The following is a 20,743-nucleotide window of genomic DNA, read 5'->3' as shown; positions in this document are numbered from 1 at the left end:
GCGTTGACTGGCTTCGATAACGACTGAATGAAGCATAGCAACCCAGTGCGCCGATCTGATCGGCGCCTCTGCGCGGATATTTACTAGCGTTTACGAAAACCACGCTATGTAACCTCTCGTAACCCGAGGGCGCGTAACGATGCCGCCAGGTCCCCGCCAATGGGCAGTGTGGTGATGGAGTCGGAGTCGGAGTGCTTCGCCTGATCGGGCAGAGAACAAGCGGACGGCGGTTGATCTATTTCCCCCCGCCTTGCATAAAACTCTGCGCCAGTTGCTTCCACAAATGATCGGCCGCCGGCGACAGCCGCCGCCCCACGCGCGTCATCATCTGGCTCGCGAACCCCGCCGCGATCGGGTGGTCGATCGGCACCGCAACCAGCTCGCCGAGTTCGATCCCGCGCCGCGCGGTAATCGAGGACATGAACGCGACACCGAGACCCGCAGCCGCCAGCGTCTGCGCCGTGTTGAACAGGTCTACGCGGTAGGCGGGCATCACGTTCAGCCGCACGTCGTCGAGCAGCGACTGCACGAAGTGCTGCACGCCAAACGCTTCAGTCATGAAGATGAGGCGCTCGTGTGCAAGCTCGGTCGGCGGCACCATCGCCATCTTCGCGAAGCGATGCGACGGCGCGACCACCGCGCAGAGCGGTCTCGCCGCGAACGGATGAATGCGCATGGCCGGGTCGTCGGCGGAACGCGCGCACAAGCCGATGTCGACGACATCGTCGCGCACCAGCGAAAGCACGACGGGGGTCGGCCCCGAGCGGATCTCGACGAGGATGTCGGGATAGGTCCTCGAAAAACCTTGCAGCGCGCGGGCGATCAGGTTGCCGATGAAGCCCTCGCCGACGCCGAGCGCCACCCGGCCGCGCTTCAGGTGCCGATACTCTTCCAGCCGCGCGGCCAGATCGCGCTGGCGCCGCTGGCCGTCGCGGTAGTGGTCGATGAGCACCTGGCCGATTTCGGTCACGACCACGTGGCGCCCGCGCCGCTCGATCAGCGAAAAGCGCAGCCGCCGCTCCAGCGCCGCCACCTGCCGGCTGATCACCGATGCATTCACGCCGAGCGCCTCGGCGGCCATCCGCACGCCTCCGGTGGCGGCGATCTCGGCGAGGTAGCGCAGCGACCGCTCGCCGATCTCGTCGATGTCTCTGTCCGCCGGCGCACTCGCGCCGTGATCCGTCTTGCCCATCCCGCCGTCCCTCCCGCGTGGGTGCGGCTTGCGCCGCCACGCCGATCGTTGCCTCAAAGGCAACATTTTCGACGGGTTTCTGTCATCGGTCGAATTTTTCGTCGGTGCAATACTCGGCCGGAATCGTTGGCGGCTCGTGCCTGACACTTTCCTTTCGCCGCCATGATCCACCGCCTATCCGCCGCATTCATTGCGCACGCGTCCAAGAAGGAGCCGCACCGAACCATGAGCGAAAGCCATTACTGCACCGTCGCCGATCTCGCAGAAGCCCGTCCGCAACTCGACGAAATCCGTCATCACCTCCACCAGCATCCCGAACTGTCGTACGAGGAAGCCGACACGTCGCGCTTCGTCGCCGACAAGCTCGAAGCCTGGGGCTACGAGGTGACGCGCAATGTCGGCGGGCATGGGCTCGTCGCGTCGCTGAAGGCGGGGAGCGGCACGCGCACGGTGGGCGTGCGCGCCGACATGGATGCGTTGCCGATCCTGGAGCAGACGGGCCTCGACTATGCGAGCATCCACGACGGCAAGATGCACGCGTGCGGTCACGACGGCCACACCACGGTGTTGCTCGGCGCCGCGCAGCATCTCGCGAAGACGCGCCGCTTCGACGGCACCGTGCACCTGATTTTCCAGCCGGCCGAAGAGGCCGGCTCGGACAGCGGCGCCGTGCGCATGATCGCCGACGGCCTGTTCGAGCGTTTCCCGTGCGACGCGATCTTCGGACTCCACAATCATCCGGGCGTGCCGGTCGGCACGTTCGGCTTTCGCGCGGGGCCGCTCATGGCCGCGTGCGACACCGTCAAGGTGCGTATCGTCGGCCGCGGTGGCCACGCGGCGCGGCCGCATCTGGCCGTCGATCCGATCGTGGTGGGCAGCAGCATCGTGATGGTGCTGCAAACGGTGGTGGCCCGCAACGTCGATCCGAACGAAGCCGCCGTGGTGACGGTCGGCTCGTTCAAATCTGGTCACGCGCCGAACGTGATTCCCGAGGACGCCGTGCTCGAATTGAGCGTTCGCTCGTTCTCGCCGACGGTGCGCGAGACGCTCGAAGCGCGCATCCGCGCCATCGTCGACTCGCAGGCGCAAGCCTACGGCGCGACGGCCGAGATCGACTTCATCCGCGGCTATCCGGTACTCGTCAACAGCGAGGCCGAGACCGAGTTCGCGCGCCAGGTGGCCGTCGAGCTGGTCGGGCCGGAGCACGTCATCGCGCCGTTCCCGCCGATCGCGGGCAGCGAGGACTTCGCGTATTACCTGCAGCAGCGCCCCGGCTGCTTCGTGCGGCTCGGCAACGGCGAAGGCAGGCCGATGCTGCACAACGCCCGTTACGACTTCAACGACGACAACCTGACCATTGGCGCCGCATTCTGGACACGTCTCGTCGAACGCTTCTTAGCCAAGGAGCGCGCATGAACATCGCGACGGACACGCTTTCCGGCGCGGGTTCTGAAGCGCCGCCGATGACGCCCGCCCTGCAGCGCAAGATCGTGCTGGCGGCGGTGATCGGCAACCTGCTCGAGTTCTTCGACTTCACCGTCTACAGCTACTTCGCGCTGACGATCGGCCACCTGTTCTTTCCGGCCGACGATCCGATCACGTCGTCGCTGCTCGCCTTCGCGGTGTTCGCCGTCGGCTTCGTGATGCGTCCGCTGGGCGGCATCGTGCTCGGGCGCTATGCGGACCGTGCGGGCCGCAAGCCCGCGCTCACGCTCACGATCCTGTTGATGGCGATCGGCTCCGCCGCCATCGGCCTCGCGCCGACGTATGCGCAGATCGGGCTGGCCGCGCCGGCGCTGATCGTGATCGCGCGTCTCGTGCAAGGTTTCGCTCAAGGCGGCGAGTTCGGCGCCGCGACCGCGACGCTCCTGGAGATGGGCGGCTCGGCGAGCCGTGGCTTTCGCGCGAGCTGGCAGCTCGCGAGCCAAGGCGCGGCGGCGCTGCTCGGCTCGGGCCTGGCGGCGAGCCTCGGTTTCTTGCTGTCTTCGGAGACGATGCACAGCTGGGGCTGGCGCATCCCGTTCCTGCTCGGCACGCTGATCGCGCCGGTCGGCATCTACCTGCGCCGCCACATTCAAGAGGAGCCTCCGGCGGCCAAGGCCGTGGCAAGCCACGACGATCCTAAGCGCGGCCTGTACGTGCGCAATTGGTTTCTGACGATCTTCTCGATCATGGGCATGTCGGTATCGACCTACGTGATGATGTATTACATGCCCACGTACTGCATTCAGTATCTCGGCCTGCCGCCGAAGATGTCGATGCTGGCGGGCGTCGCGTCGAGCACGATCTCGCTCGTGATGTGCCCGATCTACGGCGCGTGGTCGGATCGCATGGGACGACGCAAGCCGCTCACGGTGATCGGCCGTATTGCGCTGATCCTGCTGCTGTATCCGGCGTTCTGGATCATGACGCACTTTCCGTCGCTGCCGGTCGTGCTCGCCGCGCTGATCGTGCTGATGCTCTGCTACACGATGGGCTCAGCTCCTGCCTACGCGCTGATGCCGGAAAACTTCCCGAAGCATCTGCGCGCGGGGTACATGTCGAGCGCGTATGCGATTGCCGTTTCGGTGTTCGGCGGCACGGCGCAGCTCGTCGCGGGCTGGCTGATCCGCGCGACCGGCAGCAAGATGGCGCCGGCGTGGTACATGATCGGGTGTGTGCTGATCTCGCTCATCGCCGTTTCGATGTTCGAGGAGACCGGCAATAAAGCGCTCGATTGAACGCGTTGGATGCTTTGCACGGATATGACGTCAGCGCAGCGGCGTGGGTCGCTGCTGTTGCATCGCTCTAAACACGATATCGAAAGCGGGAAATCTTGTTTGTCGCAGGGAAGTGCCTTCGTTAGCATCTGCACGACCGTTTCACGTGCACGACGTGCACAACGTGCATTACGCAGGATTTCTCTCACGCGACATGTCCATCTCTTCCGAATCTCCCGTTGCCGAATCCGCCGGTGACGAAACCAGTCACGTAACGCGCGGGCTGGCTGCCGCGATCGCCGCCGCCAACCCGCTCGACGATGTCGACGCGATCGCCGCTGCCCGTCGCGGCCTGCTCGATTTTTTGGCGGCTGCGTTTGCCGGCGCCGACGACGCAGGCTATCGCAAGCTGCTCACCGTGGTCGCCGGCGGCAGCCGCGGCGAGGCATCGGTGATCGGCTATCCGCAGACAGTTGGCGTGCTCGACGCTGCGCTGCTCAACGGCTATGCGGGTCACGCGCTCGATTACGACGACGTCCATAGCAGTGTGCGCGGCCATCCGGGCACGGTGTTGCTGCCCGCGTTGCTCGCACTGGCGCAGACGCGGCGCAGCAGTGCGCGCGATTTTCTGGCGGCCTATGTGGTCGGCGTCGAGACGATGGCGCGGCTCGGACTCGCGCTCGGCAGCCGCCATTACGAGCAGGGCTTTCACAACACCGCGACGCTCGGCACGCTGGGCGCTGCTGCAGCGGCTGCTCATCTGCTGGGTCTCGATGCGGACGCTGTCGAGAATGCGCTAGGCCTTGCCGCGACGCAGTCTGCGGGCTTGCGCCTGCAGTTCGGCAGCGAAGCGAAGCCGCTGCACGCGGGTCAGGCGGCGCGTGCCGGTCTCTTCGCAGCGCAGCTTGCTGCGCAGGGCTTGCAAGGCTCGCGCGCGGCGCTCGACGGTCCGACCGGCTTCCTGGCGGTGTTCGGCGCGGGCGCGCAAGCGCCGCAACGCGTGCTCGACGGTTGGGGCGCGCCTTGGCAGATCGTCGCTCCGGGGCTGTATTTCAAGCGGTGGCCGTGCTGTACCGCGACGCACTACGCGCTCGACGCCGCGCTGACGCTGCGCGCCGCACACGGGCTCGCCGTCAGCGACATCGAACGGATCACCGTCAACTTTCCGCCCGCAGGCGACACGCCGCTCCTTAAGCACTTGCCCGTAACGGGACTCGAAGCGCGCTTCAGCGTCGAATATGCGCTGGCCGCTGCGTTGACCGACGGGCACGCCGGTGTCGCCACCTTCGCCGACGTGCCGGTGCGCCCGGATCTAATCGCGCTCGCCGCACGCGTGACGCGCCAGCACGATCACGCTGCGCCGCGTGCGTCGACCGATCCGGCCACGCGTTTTTCGGTGGTCGAGATCAGGCTCGAGAACGGCGCGACGGTGAGCCACAAAACCGATCGTCTCGTCAGCGCCGCAGACCTGCACGCCAAATTCGCCGACGCGGTCAATCACGCACCCGCATTGCTCGAATTGCCCGCCGCGATCGAGACGATGCAAAGCGCCGACGATCTCGCATCCGTATTCCAAGCCTTCACCGATATCCAAGCATGAGTCAATCGCAACCCGTTTCCCGCGTGCGCCAGATGCGCCTGGGGCTCTTCATCCAGGGCGCCGGTCATCACGTCGCGGGCTGGCGCCATCCCGACGCGCAATCCGGCAGCGAAAATCTCGCGCTGATGCAGCGGATCACGCAGACCGCCGAGCGCGCGAAGTTCGACATGGTGTTTCTCGCCGATGGCCTGACGAGCGGAGCGGATGCGCATCCGTCGATGGCGATGCGCATCGAGCCGCTGTGCCTGCTGTCGGCGCTCGCGATGGGCACGCGTCATATCGGCCTCGCGGCGACGGCGTCGACGACCTATAGCGAGCCGTATCACATCGCCCGCGCTTTCGCGTCGCTCGATCATTTGAGCCAAGGCCGCGCCGCATGGAACGTCGTCACTACGTCCTACGATCGCACTGCGGCGAACTTCACGCGCGGCAATCACCCCGATCATGCGTTGCGCTATGAGATGGCGGGCGAGTTCGTCGACGTCGTCAAAGGGCTGTGGGACAGCTGGGACGACGATGCCGTGGTGCGCGACAAAGCGAACGGCATCTACTTCGATCCGGACAAAGTACATACGCTCGCGCATGAGGGACGCTTCTTCTCGGTGAACGGGCCTTTGAACGCGTCGCGTCCGCCGCAAGGGCATCCGGTGGTGATTCAAGCCGGCTCGTCGGGGCCGGGGCAGGAGCTGGCCGCGCGCACGGCGGAAGTGGTGTTCACCGCGCAGCAGACGCTCGACGAAGCGCGCGTGTTCTATCGCGATCTCAAGGGGCGGCTCGCGAAGTACGGCCGCGAGAACGAGCAGCTTCACGTGATGCCGGGTGTGTTCCCAGTCATCGGGCGCACCGAGCAGGAAGCCAAGGACAAGTACGCGCAACTGCAGGAGTGGACCGATACGTCCGGCGCGTTGACGCTGTTGTCGGACCGGCTCGGCCACGATGTGTCGAAGTATCCGCTTGATGGCCCGCTGCCGGATCTGCCCGAATCGGAGCAGTTGAAGAGCCGAGCTAAATTGCTGACCGACCTCGCGCGCCGCGAGAACCTGACGTTGCGCGAGCTTTATCACCTTGTCGCTGGCGCGCGCGGGCATCGGATCGTTTGGGGCACAGCGGTGCAGGTCGCCGATGCGCTGGAGGAATGGTTCGTCGGTGAGGGGGCGGACGGTTTCAACATCATGCCGCCGTATTTTCCGGGCGGGCTTGATGATTTCGTCGAGCTGGTGGTGCCGGAGTTGCAGCGGCGCGGTTTGTTTCGCACCGAGTATTCGGGGACGACGCTGCGGGAGCATCTTGGGTTGCGGCGGCCGGTGAGCCGATATGCGGTGGGGTGAGGCGGGGGCGCGCGCAACACACTGTGTGAACCAAAGCGCATACGTATTGCTGACATCTGTTGGCGATACGTATGCGCTTTGACCTTATACAAAGAATCGCCAAATTGAGATTCGTCTCATAGACAAGCGGTTACCTACGTCGGTAAAGTAATAAGGTATCCAAAGCGACGTGCATTTTCAATGCACGCGTAGCCTTTCAATCCGTCCGACAACATATCCACGTACTACGTCGCCCGATTCTGTCTGACCGCCCTGTCGAAAGGTAGGAGGCGGACTTGCCTTATTGGTTCGCAGCGGATGAACGTCGAGAACGTGAACGAGTGAGGGAAACGATGACCATTTTCTACGCAGCCGTCGAAGACGATCCGCTGGACAGTGGAGGCCGCGTGATCGAAGGCGGGCCAATCGGCAATATCCAGGGTGAAGACGGCAAGTATCGCAGGATGGCGTACCTCGGCCAGAAGGCGTGGTGTTCCCAGTGCAAGACTGCTGGAACTATTGTGGCCGCACCGGGTTCGCCGTCGAAAAAGCGGATTAACGACAAGCAGCGTGGCAGACAACAGGCGCTCGGCGGAGATTTGGTCATTTGCAAGTGCGAGCGGCATCCGCGAATCGTGCCGATCTACGGCAGAAAGTGCAAGATTTTGCCCGACGGTGGGAGCGTGGCAAGCGAGTCTACTGGGCAGCTGCGAAGCTTCGCTGAACAACTCGCTCGGCATGACGAGCAGTTCACGTTGCGCGATCAACAAACCGGCAATCCACTGAAATGTGTCGTCTATCGAATCACGTCGAGTTCGGGCGCAGTGTACGGCGGGATGACTGATGAAAACGGTCGAACACAGCGGGTACAGGTCAGTGGTGTTGAAAGTTTGCGAGTGGAAATACGACAAAGGAGCTTTGAATGAGCGGGGAGGACTGGGTAGAAGTGGGGAGTGGCGTAGCCAATACCAAGCCCGATTCTAACGTGAATATTTTTCTGTCACTCGAGGGGCCGCCCATCTGTCCGAACATGACAGATGTGGAATTTCGCCGTAAGGTCATGACGTTACGCGACAGGGCAGTTCAAATGATTGAGGTGCGGCTCGCCGATTTGCGTGGGTGGGGTCCAGCAGAGCAACAACGTGTCGTAACTTGGTTCGGCTCGGGCGATGAAACGATTCGGCAGCGCCTGATAGTTGGTCTTTCGGCAGTAATCCGTGTCATGCACGAACTCAAGCCAAAGAACTTCGTTCGTCAGTCAGCGGAACTAGATCGTTATCTCGGTTGCACACCGAATAATAAGAATCCAGATGGTGTCGTAGCGCACGTTTGCGGCCCTGATACCGCGACACATACAATTTGCATACACACGAATTTTTGCGAAATGCGCGCTGTGTCTAGTTCGAAAGATTCAATGCTTTCCACGTTGATTCACGAGTGCACTCATTTTTCCGATACGTTTGGATCGCACGATCATCAATATTTTATGCGCGAGTGTTTGACATTTGCCAAGACGCATCCTGAACTTGCGATAGATAACGCGGACAGCATTGCCGGATACATAGTTTACGAAGACTAAGACCGGAATGACGGCTCGTTTCATGTCACGAGAGACTACTTTGGAATTCATATCGTTATGGTTAAAAGGTTAGCATGCGCCCTAATGGGAGCTATCACATCCGGGGCGTTTGCGTGTTCTCCTGTGCATTCATTAGATGTTTCTTTTGACAGGGATTCTGCCAATGTGCCAGGAAAGGAAATCGTAAAGCTCGCCAATTGGGCGATAGACCTTCAGATCAAATACCCAAATCTTGAGCGCACGGCTGTCGGCGGCCTTGCTGAATCCGATGAAAACGAGCCGAACTCGTTGGCGGTGCAACGCGCGGAGAACGTTAAGCGGCTTCTAACTTCATTTGGGCTTGGCAGAGCACCCATTGATGTAGATGCAAAGCTTTATAAGCCATCACATCTAGAAGGAATTCCAGAAAATGGTCGGCGCGTAGAAATTGACTTCCTTCCTGGCTGTCCGCACGAATGCCCCTGCCAAGTGAAATAAGGCGCTTCTTTCGCCTTTCGCGGTTCGAGTCGCCCCGACTTTCGTAGAGGGGCACTCACTCTAGCGCCACATACACAACACGCTGCGGCTGAACGGCAACACTGCCTCACCACATCAAACCGCGAATTTGCTCAGATCGAGCTTGATCGGCGCGTGAACCGCCACGCTCGAATCGCGGCTACGCCCCTCGCCACTCACCGCAAGCGACCGCGCCAAAAACGCCTGCGTCCTCGGGCTAGCAGGCTCGCGAAACACCCGCGCCGCAGGCCCATGCTCGACGATCACACCGGCCTCGGTAAAGAACACCGCATCACTGACTTCCTCAGCAAACCGCATCTCATGCGTGACGAGCACGCACGTCATCCCATCCCTGACGAGATCGCGTATCACGTTCAGCACTTCGCCGACCATCTCCGGATCGAGCGCCGACGTCACTTCGTCGAAAAGGATCAAATCCGGCTGCATCGCCAACGCGCGTGCAATTGCGACGCGCTGTTGCTGTCCGCCGGAGAGTTCGCCCGGATAGGCGTGTGCCTTGTCTGCGAGCCTCACGCGCGCGAGCAACTCGTGCGCGCTGTGTATCGCACTGCGCTTGTCGCGACCGAGAATCCGCACCGGCGCTGCTACCAGATTGTCGAGCACGCTCAGATGCGGAAACAGGTTGTATTGCTGGAACACAAAACCGACCCGCTTGCGCAGCGCAATTTCGTCGCGCTCGGAAGCGAGCAGATCGACGCGCGTGCCGTCGACTTCGATCGTGCCGCTCTGCGGTTTCAGCAAGCCGGTGATGCAGCGCAGGATCGTCGATTTTCCCGATCCTGACGGCCCGATGATCGACACTGCCTGGCCGCGGCACACGTCGAGGTCGATGCCGTTCAACACGGGGTTCGCGCCGAACGACAAGTGCACGTCGCGCAGGCTGACGAGCGGTCGCGGCGCGTCGTTCGCAGCGGTGGAGATGAAGGGTTCAACTGAGCGCATAACGTTGTTCCAGGCGTCGCGTGAAGCGCGCAATCGGATAGCAATAGGCGAAGAAGAGGCCCAGCACGGTGAAATACACGAGCACGGTGAAGTCCGCGCGCGCGACGGTGTTGCTTGCCACCTGTGCGGTATCGAGCAGGTCGTGCACGCCGACCAATGACGCGAGCGACGTGCCCATCGTGATGCTTGCATACAGGTTCATCCAAGGCGGCAGCATGCGCTTCACGCACTGCGGCAGGATGATCCATCGAAACACCTGAGCACGTGAAAACGCGAGCGACCGCGCGGCATCCCATTGCGCGTGCGGAATCGATTGGATCGCGCCGCGAAAAATCTCCGCGACGTTCGCGCTCGCCGGCAGCGCGAGTCCCAGCGTGACCTTGAACCAGTCGGGGAAGGGCAGCGCGTGATGACCGAGCGGGATCTCGAACGGAAACACGTAAGTCGAAAAATAGATCAGCACGAGAAGCGGTGCATTGCGAAACACCTGCACGTACGCACGTGCCGCGACGCGCGCGGCGGCCAACGGCGACAGCAGCAGCGGCCCCAGTGCGAGCCCGGCCACGCTGCCGATCAACACCGCGAGCACGCTGATTTCGATGTTGACCAAGAGCGACTTGCCGAGCGCGGGCGCCCATTTGAGCAACGCCGCGAACGCGACGTTGCGTGTGTCGCCGCCAAGTTCGTGCTCGCCTAACGCGAGCAGCGCAGCGAATACGAGCACGGCAGCGAGCGCGCCAGGGCGCCGGCTTGGCGCGGGAGCGGGGAGCGAGACGACCGGCTCAGTGGCCATATCCAGGCATCCTCAAGCGGTTCTCGAGCCAGCGGCCCGCATGATTCACCGCGAAGGTGAGCGCGCCGAAGAACAGCAGGATCAGGATCATCAATTCGAGCACGTTGTCGCGCTGCGTCCAGATCATGATCGATGCGTACGTCACGTCGCCGACCGCGATCGCCGAAGCGATCGTCGTCATCTTCACGAGATCGACCATGTTGTTGACGAGCGCCGGCAAGGCGAAGCGCAGCGCGAGCGGCAACTGCACGTGCCAAAACCGTTGCCGGCGGCTGTAGCCGAGCGCCGCTGCGGCTTCGAGCATGGTGCGCGGCACCGCTTCGATGCCGGCGCGCAGCGCTTCCGCGTGAAACGCGCCCTTGTGCAACGCGATCACCGCGACGCTCCAGATGAACGGCGTCAACGGATTGCCGCCGAGGCTGCGTAGTGCTTCGCTCAACAGCATGTTGAGCACGAGAAACGCGCAGAAGAGCTGCACCAGCGTCGGCGTATTGCGCGTGACTTCGATGAAGGCGCGCGCGCTTCGGGCGAGCGCCGCATGCGGCGATCTCAGCATCGACGCGAGCAGCACGCCGGCCACGATGCTGAAGCATGCGGTGACGACAGCCAGCTCGACTGTCACGAACATGCCGTGGACGAACGACAGGCGGTCGTCGGCGTCGAGCACGAAGCCGTAGTCGAGCCCGGCGCGCTTGAGCGCGGCGACGGCCGCTTCGAGCGGCGCGGCATTCATGCAGGCTGCGCCTTGAATTTCGCGTGCAGGTCGAGCACCGCTTGTGACGGCTGCATGCCGTTCTTGCGCTCGGTGTCGATGAGCCAGCCGCTGCGGTGCCAGTCCTCGACAATCTTTTCGAACGCGTGTTGCGTGTCGGTTTCGCCTTTGCGAACCCAGATCACGGATGGCGAGGGGATCAGATCGTTCGAGACCGGAATCGTGTAGTCCTTCCAGTCCGGGTTTTTGGCGGCCAAGAGGCGCAGCGTCGGCGCGACGTGCACCGCGGCGACGCAATTGTTGCCGCGCAGCGCGAGCAGCGATTCCGGCTGGCCGCGGAATGCCTTGACCTGTGCGCCATATTCGTCGGCGAGCGGCTTGGCGTAGTTGCTCCCTTGCGACACGCACACAGGTTTGCCGCGCAGGTCGGTCCAGTTCTTGATGCCGCTGTCCTTACGCGTGATCAGCGCGCCGCCGATTTCCTCGAACGGCGTCGGCGGATACGTGAGTATGTCGGCTCGCTCCTTTGTGACTTCCATGTTGGCGATGAGCGCGTCGACCTTGCCTTGCTGCAGGAATTGCACGCGATTCGACGGCTGCACCGGCACCATGTCGAGCGCGACGCCGAGGTGGCTCGCGAGACTTTCGGCGAGATCGACGTTCAGGCCGACCGGCTTCTGCGTCGCGGGATCAAGGGAGCCGAACGGCGGCCCGGACAGGATTACGCCGACCACGAGCTTGTGGCGATCATGGATGCGATCGAGCGTGCTGTCCGCGTGCGCGGCGTTTGCTGCGAAGGCGGCTGCGGCTAGAACGAGGACGCCCGCCCATGGGTGAAAGAGGCGGGGTAGCGGGTTGTTTAGGGTGAAGCGCTTGAGCATGACAGTAACGGTTCGCTTAGAGGTCGGTGTGCGTCGCGTGTGTGCACCGGCTTGGAGCGGTGACGCCCAAGCGGCGCAGACGCAGCGTTAGCGGCTATTGTCAAGAACGGCCGCGCGATCCAGAACCAACCATTTTTCATACCGTTATCTGATTTGAGCATTTCAAGCGGAGATGTAACGACACCCTACGCGGAGCTCTTGAATCAGCTTGAAAAGGGCACGCTACGGATTAAGGTAGGAAAGGTGTTTCGGCTGCAAGACATCGTCGAAGCGCACCGCTGCATGGAGGAGAACAGCGCGGGCGGGAAGATCGTCGTGCTGACGTGAAAGGCTCGATCGTCGCCGCGAGCGCGAGCGGGTTATGCCGGGCCGTCGCGGCCATATGCTCAAGGAGGAGTTATGAAAGACACAGTGAATGATGCCGGACTCGATCTTCTGTTTCGTGAAGCGCGTACCTACAACGCGTGGTTGAACGAACCTGTCTCGGACGAAACCTTGCGCCACCTTTACGACCTGCTGAAGTGGGCTCCCACCAGCGCCAATTGCAGTCCCGCCCGGATTCTCTTCTTGCGCACTAAGGCAGCGAAAGAGAGGCTGTTGCCGGCCCTCGCTCCAGGAAACGTGGACAAGACGATGAGCGCGCCAGTTACGGCCATCGTCGCTTACGACCTGAAGTTCTACGAGAAGCTGCCGCTGCTCTTTCCGCACAATCCCGGCATGCGCGATTACTTCGCCAACTCGCCGGAAATGGTCGACGTGACCGCGAAACGCAATTCCAGTTTGCAGGGGGCCTATCTGATCCTGGCCGCGCGAGCGGTAGGGCTGGATTGCGGGCCGATGTCGGGGTTCGACAACACCAAAGTCGACGAGACGTTCTTCGGCGCCGGAACGAGCGAGCAGTATTCCGTCGAGGAATTCTTTCCCGAAGGTCACATCAAATCGAATTTCCTTTGCAACCTCGGGTACGGCGATAAGTCGGGGCTCTTTGCACGCGGACCTCGGCTCGAATTCGATCAAGCCTGCACGCTTTTATGAGCTTTTTTCTTAGCAGACTCATCGGTCGCACGGAACGAAAGTGCCGCGCGCTGCGAAACCAAGAGCGGTTTCGCGGCGGCGCGGCCCATCGCGCTTACGCTGTCCTTTCTCCCGTAACGAACGGTTAATTTCCAGAAACAAACCACGCTCCGAATCCTGTTAACTTCCCGCTACAGCTTGGTCAGGGAAAGTCGCAATCGAGAAGCGGCACGACGGCCGCGCTTCATTTATCGATTCGTTTTCTTTGATCCCCATGAAGCACGACAAGCACCCAGACACGGCAGAAGACTGGTTCGCGCGCGGCAATGCTCTGGCAGCCCGCGGTGAACTCGAACAGGCGATCGCGTGCTACGAAAGGGTGCGCGCGATGTTTCCTCTTGCGGCCGGCGTCTATCACAACCTCGGCTCGACGCTATGCAGGCTGAGGCGCTTTCCCGAGGCCCTGGTGCAATTCCAGAAGGCGAAGTCGCTTGCGCCGGATAACGCCGACATTCGCCACAACCTTGGCTGGGTACTCCAGCAGATGGATCGGCTGGACGAGGCGTTGCCTTGCTACCGGCAAGCGGTGCGATTGAATCCGCAACTGCACGGCTCCCACAACAATCTTGGGAATTGCTTGCAATCGCTTGGACGTGCTGACGAAGCGCGGGATGCCTATCGCCGGGCGATCGATGCCGCGCCCGACAATGCGCTTTACTACGGCAACCTTATGCAATTGCAGCGGCTCGACTCCGACAGTCCTTATTTCGCCGCGTTGGAAAAGCTCGCGTCGCGCGCCGATTCGCTGACGCCGGACAATCAGGCGCAACTGCATTTCGCGTTTGGCAATGCATTGGCCGACGCCGGGCAAAGCGAGCGCTCGTTCACGCATATCTTGCAGGGCAACGCCCTGTATCGGCGAGGCGTTCACTATGACGAAGCAACGACGCTTGCGCTGCTGGAACGTTTGCCCGGGTGGTTCGCCAAGGACGTGTTCAACTCGGTGGACCCTCATCGCGATGCGCCCAACGGTCCGATTTTTATCGTCGGCATGCCGCGTTCGGGTTCTTCGCTGATCGAGCAGATACTCGCGAGCCATCCGCATGTTTTCGGCGCAGGTGAGCGGGCCGAATTCGGGCATGCGGTCTTTACCGCTATTACGCCCGACGGCCTGAACCCTCCCGAGATCAACATTCAGGCCGTGCACCATGTGTCCGCCCGGCAGTTCGCATCGCTGGGTGCGGACTATTTGCAGCGTATTCACACGGCCTTGCCGAACGCACGACACTTTCCGCGCTTCACCGACAAGTACCCGTTCAACTTCTCTCACCTGGGGCTCATTCACCTGGCGTTGCCGAACGCGCGGATCATCCATTGCCGTCGCGCGCCTGTCGAAACGTGCCTGTCGATTTTTTCGCGGACGTTCCGGGACGTGTCGTTCGGTTATGACCTGGGCGAGCTGGGGCGCTACTACCGCGCCTACGACGCGCTCATGGCGCACTGGCGGCGCGTCTTGCCCGCGCACGTCATGCTCGAAGTGCAATACGAAGCGTTGGTCGACGATCTGGAGGGCACGGCGCGCAAGATGCTCGCGCATTGCGGACTCGATTGGGACGAACGCTGCCTCGCGTTCCATCAGACGCGCCGGCAAGTGACGACCGCGAGCGCGTCGCAGGTTCGCCAGCCGTTGTATCGAACTTCGCTGCAACGGTGGCGGCCTGCCGACGATTTGCTGAAACCGTTGCTCGATGGGCTCGGGCCGGAGCTGGCGGGTTAGGGCGGTCAGCCGTGGCGGTCGGTTGGGTTGGATTGAAGGCTGAATTAAAGTAATTCGTAATGAGAGTGATTGTCATTTGCGTTTTCATTGACACTGGATCGTGGCGTGAGTAGGATGCGCACGCGCAGAGATGCACTGCGCGTGCCATGCCACCCACCGAATTGATTGAGTCCGCTACTGAACGTGTCTTTGAAAACGATGCCTGGAACGGTAATGAATGACGCCGATCGGACTGGCAGCTTGCGCGTTGCCGTAGCGCGCGCCCCGTTCGTGACGCATGAAAGGCCTGCCTTTGCGCGGCCCCATCGCGACCTCGATCGCTACGACCGCGTCGCGCGCGCGTTTCACTGGATATTCGCCGTCACCATCATCTACGTCAGCTTCGCCGGGTACGCGCTCTCGCGGATTGGAAGCCGGCCGGTGCACGATTTCGTGTCGCGGCTCAATATGTCGTTGGCCACGATTCTGATTCTGTTGTTTCCGTTGCGCGTGCTGTGGAAATTCAAGCGCGTGGAGCCGAGGCCGCTCGCGGGCGTTTCCGCCACGCAGCGCCGGCTCGCACACGGCGTGCATGGCGTGATGTATCTGACGATTTTTCTCGTGCTGGCCAGCGGCTTTTTGATGGTGCCGCACGGGTACTCGTTCTTCGGCTTATTCGAGGTTCGCACGCCGTTCGAAAAGGGGACGTTGACCGATACGCTGTTCCTGCTGCATCGAGGCGGCTGTGCACTGCTGGCCGGACTGGTAGGCCTGCACGTGCTTGCCGTCATCAAGCATCAGTTCGTGAGCCGCAACAACGTGCTGCGCCGGATGCTCTAAGTAATTCGAAGCACGTCAGACCCAGCTCGGCTCAGCCCTGGTCGCCGCCGCCTACCGGCAACACTGTGCCCGTGATGTAAGAGGCTTCGTCGGAAGCGAGGAACAGAATCGCGCGGACTTGCTCGTCGATCGTTCCGTAGCGGTGCATCAGGCTCGACGCGAGCGTCTGATCGACGATGCCTTGATACCAGGTTGCCTCTTGCTCGCTCTGTTTCTCCGCGTTGCGCGGCACGCGCCGCGGCGGCGCTTCAGTGCCGCCCGTCGCGACGGCGTTCACGCGAATGCCGTCCTGCGCGTGCTCGAAGGCGAGACTCGCCGTCATCGCGTTGACACCGCCTTTGGATGCGGCATACGGTACGCGGTATACACTTCGCGTCGCGATCGATGACACGTTGACGATCGCGCCGCGCTTCTTCTCGATCATCGAAGGCAACACGGCGCGGCAGCACCAGAGCGTCGGAAAGAGCGAGCGCCGCACTTCGGCTTCGATCTGCGCTTCCTCGTACTCCTGATACGGCCGGGTCCAAATCGTGCCGCCCACGTTATTGATCAAGATGTCGATGCGGCCGAAGGCGTCGAGCGCCGCGCGCGTCATCTCGCACGCGCCGGCATAGGTCTCGAGATCGGCTGTCACCCCGATACACCGCGCACCCGCAATCGAGATTTCATCGGCGACATCGCGTACCCACTCGGAGCGGTCGCAGAGGACGACGCTCGCGCCTTCCGCGGCGGCGGCGAGCGCGACGCCGCGCCCGATGCCTTGCGCCGCGCCGGTCACGACGACGACTTTGTCTTCAAAGCGCTGATTGGTTCTCATGGGGCTCACGCGACGTTGCTTGCCGAGAATTTCTCGTAGTAGAAGTTGGCGGGCGTCACGCCGGTTTCGCGCAGCCAGCCCTGCACCGCCTCGACCATCGCGACCGGGCCGCACAGATAAATATCGACGTCGCCACCGTTGAGCCATTCGGGCTCGACGTGGCCGGTGACGTAGCCCTTGCGCGGATGTGCGCTTGCGGCGTCGGCCACGCAGGTGCGGTATACAAAATTCTGAATCTTGCATGCCGCATCGTCGAGTTGTTCGATGCTGACCAGATCGACATCGTTCGTGACGCCATAAACCATTCTGACCGGCTGCGCGCCTTCGTTTGCGGCGAGCACGTCGAGCATCGACAGGAACGGCGCGATGCCGGTGCCGCCCGCGAGAAAGAGAATCGGTCTTGTGGGCTCGCGCAGATAGAAGCTGCCGTACGGGCCGGAGAAGCCGATCTTCTCGCCCGGCTTCGCGTGCTCGGCAAGGTATTGGCTCATGCGCCCGTTCGGCACGTTGCGCACGACGAACGAGACGCGCGAGGCTCCCGGCGGCGAGCTGAACGAATACGAGCGCGTGAGTTCGCTGCCCGGTATCTCGACGTTCACGTACTGCCCGGGCAAGAAGCCGAGCTTGCCCGGTTCATCGACGTCGATCGAAAAGTGGATCGTCGACTCGGTCAACTGCTCGACCGACGCGAGCGTGCCCCCATGATGCGATACGCCGGTCTTGCACGCAGCGGACGAGGCGGGCACGCGAATCACGCAATCCGAACGCGGCCGCGTCTGGCACGCGAGGACATGGCCTTGCGCGGCTTCGTCGGCGGTCAACGCATCTTCGATATAGCTCGACTCGGGAAGATCGTAGTGGCCCGATTCGCAGAAATTGCGGCACGTCCCGCAGGCGCCGTCGCGGCAATCGAGCGGAATGTTGATCTGATGACGGTACGCGGCATCCGCGAGCGTTTCGTTCTCGCGGCAGGAGATGAAGCGGGTGACCCCGTCTTCGAATTGAAGTGCGATGCTGTGTTCCATGAGACTGCTCCTCGCCCGCGACGGATCAGATGTGGTAGATGTCGATGACCTGATTGATGTAGTCGTTCTTCAACACGACGTACTTGTTCAGGATCTGCGGCTTGTCGCCGGAAAAATCGATCACGTAGCGCGACATGCCGAAGTAGCTGTAGTTGGTCTTGTAGCGATGGCTCAGCGTGTGCCAGTTGAAGCGCACCGTGAGCACACCGTTCTCTTCGCTTTCCAATTCGACATTGGCGATGTTGTGGCTCGTGCGCGTGTCGGGCATCGTGGCGCTCGAGCGCTCGGTCTTGATGCGGAAGACGCGGTCCTCGAGCCCCTGACGGCTCGGGTAGTAGATCAGCGAGATCTCGCGCTGCGGGTCCGTGATCAGCTGGTCCGAGTCGTCCCACGATGGCATCCAGAACACCGCGTCGGGGTGATAGCAGGTGAGCCATTCGTCCCACTGCTCGTCGTCGAGCAAGCGGCTTTCGCGGTAGAGGAACGTTTGGATATCGGTGAGCGTGGTCGTCTTCATGCGTGGCTTCCTTCGGCGGCAAGCGCTTTTTTCATCGTCTCGACCCAGTACCGGTGCTGGACCGTGTACAAGCCTTCGTCTTCGGTCTTCACGCCGCTCATCACCGGGTTCAGGCCGATTTTCTTGGCCGCATCGTCGGGGCCGTGGACCCAGTGCGTAGCGCCCCGGCACATATCGTTCCATTCGAGCGCGCGGCCCGCGTAGCCTTGCTGGCAGGCGCGGAATTCCTCGAGATCGTCGGGCGTCGCCATGCCGCTCACGTTGAAGAAGTCTTCGTATTGGCGGATGCGCCGAGCACGCGCCTCGTCCGATTCGCCTTTCGGCGCGATGCAGTAGATCGTCACCTCGGTCTTGTTGACCGCGAGCGGGCGTAGCACGCGGATCTGCGACCCGAACTGGTCCATCAGGTACACGTTCGGATAGAGGCACAGATTGCGCGAGTTCTGGATCATCCAGTCGGCCTTCTCGGGGCCGCAGCGTGTCGCGAACTCGTCGCGGCGGCTGAAGTTGGGACGGTCCTCGGGGTTCGCCCAGCGCGACCACAGCAGCATGTGTCCGTGCTCGAACGCGTAGAAGCCGCCGCCTTGACGCCCCCAGCTGCCGGCATCCATCGCGCGGATCTGATCCTCGCGCGCGTTTTCTTGTTTGCGATGGTTGGTCGTCGCCGCGTAGTTCCAGTGCACGGCCGAGACGTGATAGCCGTCCGCGCCGTTTTCGGCGGTCAGCTTCCAGTTTCCTTCATACGTATAGGTCGATGCGCCGCGCAGCACTTCGAGTCCGTCTTCGGACTGGTCGACGATCATGTCGATGATCTGCGCCGCTTCGCCGAGAAAGGTTTCGAGCGGAGGCACGTCCGCGTTCAGGCTGCCGAACAGGAAGCCGCGATAGTTCGCAAAGCGCGCGACTTTCTTCAGATCGTGTGAGCCTTCCTTGTTGAAGCAATCGGGGTAGCCGGCTTGCTCGGGGTCTTTGACCTTGAGCAGCTTGCCGCTGTTGTTGAAGGTCCAGCCATGAAACGGGCACGTGTAGGTCGCTTTGTTGCCGCGCTTGTGGCGGCACAGCATGGCGCCGCGATGCGTGCATGCGTTGATGAACGCATTGAGTTCGCCTTGGCGATTGCGCGCGATGAAAATCGGCTGGCGGCCGATGTAGGTCGTGTAGTAATCGTTGTTGTTGGGGATCTGGCTTTCGTGCGCGAGGTAGATCCAGTTGCCCTCGAAGATGTGCTGCATTTCGAGTTCGAAGAGCGCCTCGTCGGTGAACGCGCTGCGGTGCAAGCGATAGTCGCCGCGCGCTTCGTCTTCGACGAGGAAGTCGTCGAGCGAGCTCAGCCGGGGGGTACGGTCCGGGTAAATCGGGATCATGCGTGTCTCCATCCAGAATCGTTATGCGGACGGTCTGCCAGGTGCGAATCCGCCTGTGTTGTGTAATGCTCGGAAGGTATAATTTCCGTTGGCGTCAACCGTAGTCGAAGCATAGTTGGCGGCCAATTAGCGCGTCCAACACTGATTTAGTATCCGTTTGATATCTAAAAGGTATGGTCATGGAGCTGCGCCACCTGCGTTACTTCGTTGCCGTGGCCGAGGAGCGCAATTTCACGCGCGCCGCGCAACGGCTGCACATCGCTCAGCCGCCGCTGTCCCGCCAGATTCAGCAGCTCGAGGAGATGCTCGGCGTTCAGTTGTTCGAGCGCGAATCGCGTCCGCTCAAGCTCACCGATACCGGCCGCTTCTTCTACTCGCACGCGGTGCAGCTTCTCGCTCAGACGGCCGAGCTCGAATCGATGACCAAGCGTGTCGGCAAGATCGAGCGCAGCATGTCGATCGGCTTCGTCGGCTCGACGCTCTATGGAATGCTGCCGAAGATCATCCGGCGCTATCGCGCGGAAAACGGCGCGGTCGAATTGAGCCTGCACGAAATGTCGACGATGGATCAGATCAAAGCCTTGAAGGAAGGCCGCATCGACGTCGGCTTCGGCCGGATTCGACATGAAGACCCGAGCGTCCGCCGCGTCGTGCTGCGCGAGGAGCGCATGATCGTGGCGCTGCCGATCGGCCATTCGCTGGAGTCGGCCAAGCCCGTGCTATCGCTGCACGACTTGATCGGCGAGACGCTGATCATCTTTCCGAAAGCGCCGCGTCCGAGCTATGCCGACCAGGTGCTGGCCGCCTTTCACGATCGCGCGTTGAAGCCGCATCGCATCTTCGAGACGCGCGAATTGCAGATCGCGCTAGGGCTCGTGGCGATGGGCGAGGGGATCTCGATCGTCCCGAGCAGCGTCTACGGCTTGAAGCGCGACGACGTGAGCTACAAGGAGCTCGACGACCCGAAGCTCGTCTCGCCGATCATCATGAGCATGCGCATGCTCGACGAATCGGAGGACGTTCGCGCGATGCTCGAATTGATCTACGCGCTTTACGTCGAGGAGAAGATGGAGTTTTTGCCGCCGCCGGAGATGTAGGCGGGATGTCTGGAATTGTGTGCTGTAAAGAGAACCGCTCAATCGCTTGAGATTTGGACTTCTCTCGAACGTTGGCTATCGCGCGTCGAAGT

At 62.1% G+C, this 20,743-nt stretch carries 21 protein-coding genes; 12 read left to right on the top strand and 9 right to left on the bottom strand.

The genetic code is table 11. From position 1 onward, the window contains the following. Positions 1–235: 235 nt before the first annotated feature. Positions 236–1,192 (bottom strand): LysR family transcriptional regulator, encoded by a 957-nt coding sequence (locus AAHK20_RS19085; RefSeq protein ID WP_449183070.1) that lies wholly within the window; start codon positions 1,190–1,192, stop codon positions 236–238. A 225-nt stretch (positions 1,193–1,417) separates the two neighbouring features. Here AAHK20_RS19085 and AAHK20_RS19080 point away from each other — a divergent pair, with 225 nt between their 5' ends. From AAHK20_RS19080 to AAHK20_RS19050, 7 genes are all read left to right on the top strand, one after another. Continuing rightward, on the top strand, positions 1,418–2,608 hold the full coding sequence (locus tag AAHK20_RS19080) for a M20 aminoacylase family protein (protein WP_449183069.1): 1,191 nt from the start codon (positions 1,418–1,420) through the stop codon (positions 2,606–2,608). Further along, a complete protein-coding gene (locus AAHK20_RS19075; RefSeq protein WP_449183068.1) occupies positions 2,605–3,912 on the top strand; it encodes an MFS transporter in 1,308 nt (435 codons plus the stop codon). Before AAHK20_RS19080 ends, AAHK20_RS19075 begins: the two co-directional genes overlap by 4 nt. 193 nt (positions 3,913–4,105) lie before the next feature. Then, complete coding sequence (locus tag AAHK20_RS19070; RefSeq protein ID WP_449183067.1) at positions 4,106–5,491, top strand: MmgE/PrpD family protein; 1,386 nt, start codon at positions 4,106–4,108, stop codon at positions 5,489–5,491. Continuing rightward, entirely contained in the window at positions 5,488–6,819 is a 1,332-nt protein-coding gene (locus AAHK20_RS19065) for an LLM class flavin-dependent oxidoreductase (protein WP_449183066.1), read from the top strand. Before AAHK20_RS19070 ends, AAHK20_RS19065 begins: the two co-directional genes overlap by 4 nt. A gap of 332 nt (positions 6,820–7,151) precedes the next feature. Next, the gene (locus AAHK20_RS19060; protein ID WP_449183065.1) at positions 7,152–7,724 is read left to right on the top strand and encodes a PAAR domain-containing protein; all 573 of its coding nucleotides are present in this window, start codon (positions 7,152–7,154) and stop codon (positions 7,722–7,724) included. Then, positions 7,721–8,377, top strand: coding sequence for a M35 family metalloendopeptidase (locus AAHK20_RS19055; RefSeq protein WP_449183064.1), 657 nt, complete (start codon positions 7,721–7,723; stop codon positions 8,375–8,377). The genes AAHK20_RS19060 and AAHK20_RS19055 overlap by 4 nt, the downstream gene beginning before the upstream one ends. Positions 8,378–8,461: 84 nt before the next feature. Continuing rightward, entirely contained in the window at positions 8,462–8,854 is a 393-nt protein-coding gene (locus AAHK20_RS19050; RefSeq protein WP_449183063.1) for an OmpA family protein, read from the top strand. A gap of 114 nt (positions 8,855–8,968) precedes the next feature. On the opposite strand, the gene AAHK20_RS19045 is transcribed toward AAHK20_RS19050, so the two are convergent. From AAHK20_RS19045 to AAHK20_RS19030, 4 genes are read right to left on the bottom strand one after another with little or no spacing between them, the layout of a single operon-like run. After that, positions 8,969–9,835, bottom strand: a complete 867-nt coding sequence (locus tag AAHK20_RS19045; protein ID WP_449183062.1) for an amino acid ABC transporter ATP-binding protein — start codon at positions 9,833–9,835, stop codon at positions 8,969–8,971. Next, a complete protein-coding gene (locus AAHK20_RS19040; RefSeq protein ID WP_449183061.1) occupies positions 9,822–10,628 on the bottom strand; it encodes an amino acid ABC transporter permease in 807 nt (268 codons plus the stop codon). Before AAHK20_RS19040 ends, AAHK20_RS19045 begins: the two co-directional genes overlap by 14 nt. Then, a complete protein-coding gene (locus AAHK20_RS19035; RefSeq protein ID WP_449183060.1) occupies positions 10,618–11,361 on the bottom strand; it encodes an amino acid ABC transporter permease in 744 nt (247 codons plus the stop codon). The genes AAHK20_RS19040 and AAHK20_RS19035 overlap by 11 nt, the downstream gene beginning before the upstream one ends. Then, positions 11,358–12,221, bottom strand: coding sequence for a transporter substrate-binding domain-containing protein (locus AAHK20_RS19030; RefSeq protein ID WP_449183059.1), 864 nt, complete (start codon positions 12,219–12,221; stop codon positions 11,358–11,360). The genes AAHK20_RS19035 and AAHK20_RS19030 overlap by 4 nt, the downstream gene beginning before the upstream one ends. Positions 12,222–12,374: 153 nt before the next feature. Here AAHK20_RS19030 and AAHK20_RS19025 point away from each other — a divergent pair, with 153 nt between their 5' ends. From AAHK20_RS19025 to AAHK20_RS19010, 4 genes are all read left to right on the top strand, one after another. Beyond that, entirely contained in the window at positions 12,375–12,548 is a 174-nt protein-coding gene (locus AAHK20_RS19025) for a zinc-binding dehydrogenase (protein ID WP_449183058.1), read from the top strand. Between the two features lie 72 nt (positions 12,549–12,620). Then, positions 12,621–13,256, top strand: a complete 636-nt coding sequence (locus tag AAHK20_RS19020; protein WP_449183057.1) for a malonic semialdehyde reductase — start codon at positions 12,621–12,623, stop codon at positions 13,254–13,256. A gap of 253 nt (positions 13,257–13,509) precedes the next feature. After that, on the top strand, positions 13,510–15,012 hold the full coding sequence (locus AAHK20_RS19015) for a tetratricopeptide repeat-containing sulfotransferase family protein (RefSeq protein ID WP_449183056.1): 1,503 nt from the start codon (positions 13,510–13,512) through the stop codon (positions 15,010–15,012). Between the two features lie 213 nt (positions 15,013–15,225). Beyond that, positions 15,226–15,831 carry a cytochrome b gene (locus AAHK20_RS19010; RefSeq protein ID WP_449183055.1) on the top strand — a complete coding sequence of 202 codons (606 nt, stop codon included), beginning with the start codon at positions 15,226–15,228 and terminating at the stop codon, positions 15,829–15,831. A 31-nt stretch (positions 15,832–15,862) separates the two neighbouring features. Here the strand turns inward: AAHK20_RS19010 and AAHK20_RS19005 are convergent, their stop codons facing one another. Genes AAHK20_RS19005 through benA form a run of 4 tightly spaced genes read right to left on the bottom strand, consistent with a single transcriptional unit; the run spans position 15,863 to position 19,554 of the window. Further along, positions 15,863–16,648: a 1,6-dihydroxycyclohexa-2,4-diene-1-carboxylate dehydrogenase gene (locus AAHK20_RS19005; protein ID WP_449183054.1), complete on the bottom strand. Its 786-nt coding sequence runs from the start codon at positions 16,646–16,648 to the stop codon at positions 15,863–15,865. Between the two features lie 5 nt (positions 16,649–16,653). Beyond that, a complete protein-coding gene (gene benC / locus AAHK20_RS19000; protein WP_449183053.1) occupies positions 16,654–17,673 on the bottom strand; it encodes a benzoate 1,2-dioxygenase electron transfer component BenC in 1,020 nt (339 codons plus the stop codon). Positions 17,674–17,698: 25 nt separating this feature from the next. Beyond that, on the bottom strand, positions 17,699–18,190 hold the full coding sequence (gene benB, locus AAHK20_RS18995; RefSeq protein ID WP_449183052.1) for a benzoate 1,2-dioxygenase small subunit: 492 nt from the start codon (positions 18,188–18,190) through the stop codon (positions 17,699–17,701). Further along, positions 18,187–19,554 (bottom strand): benzoate 1,2-dioxygenase large subunit, encoded by a 1,368-nt coding sequence (benA, locus tag AAHK20_RS18990; RefSeq protein ID WP_449183051.1) that lies wholly within the window; start codon positions 19,552–19,554, stop codon positions 18,187–18,189. Before benA ends, benB begins: the two co-directional genes overlap by 4 nt. Positions 19,555–19,733: 179 nt before the next feature. On the opposite strand from benA, the gene AAHK20_RS18985 reads away from it, so the two are divergent. Beyond that, a complete protein-coding gene (locus AAHK20_RS18985; protein ID WP_449183050.1) occupies positions 19,734–20,651 on the top strand; it encodes a LysR family transcriptional regulator in 918 nt (305 codons plus the stop codon). Positions 20,652–20,743 lie beyond the last annotated feature (92 nt).

It is taken from the genome of Trinickia camelliae, assembly GCF_053525655.1.
Note: the sequence above shows the minus strand (reverse complement) of the source record. Positions and strands in the feature narration are given on the sequence as shown.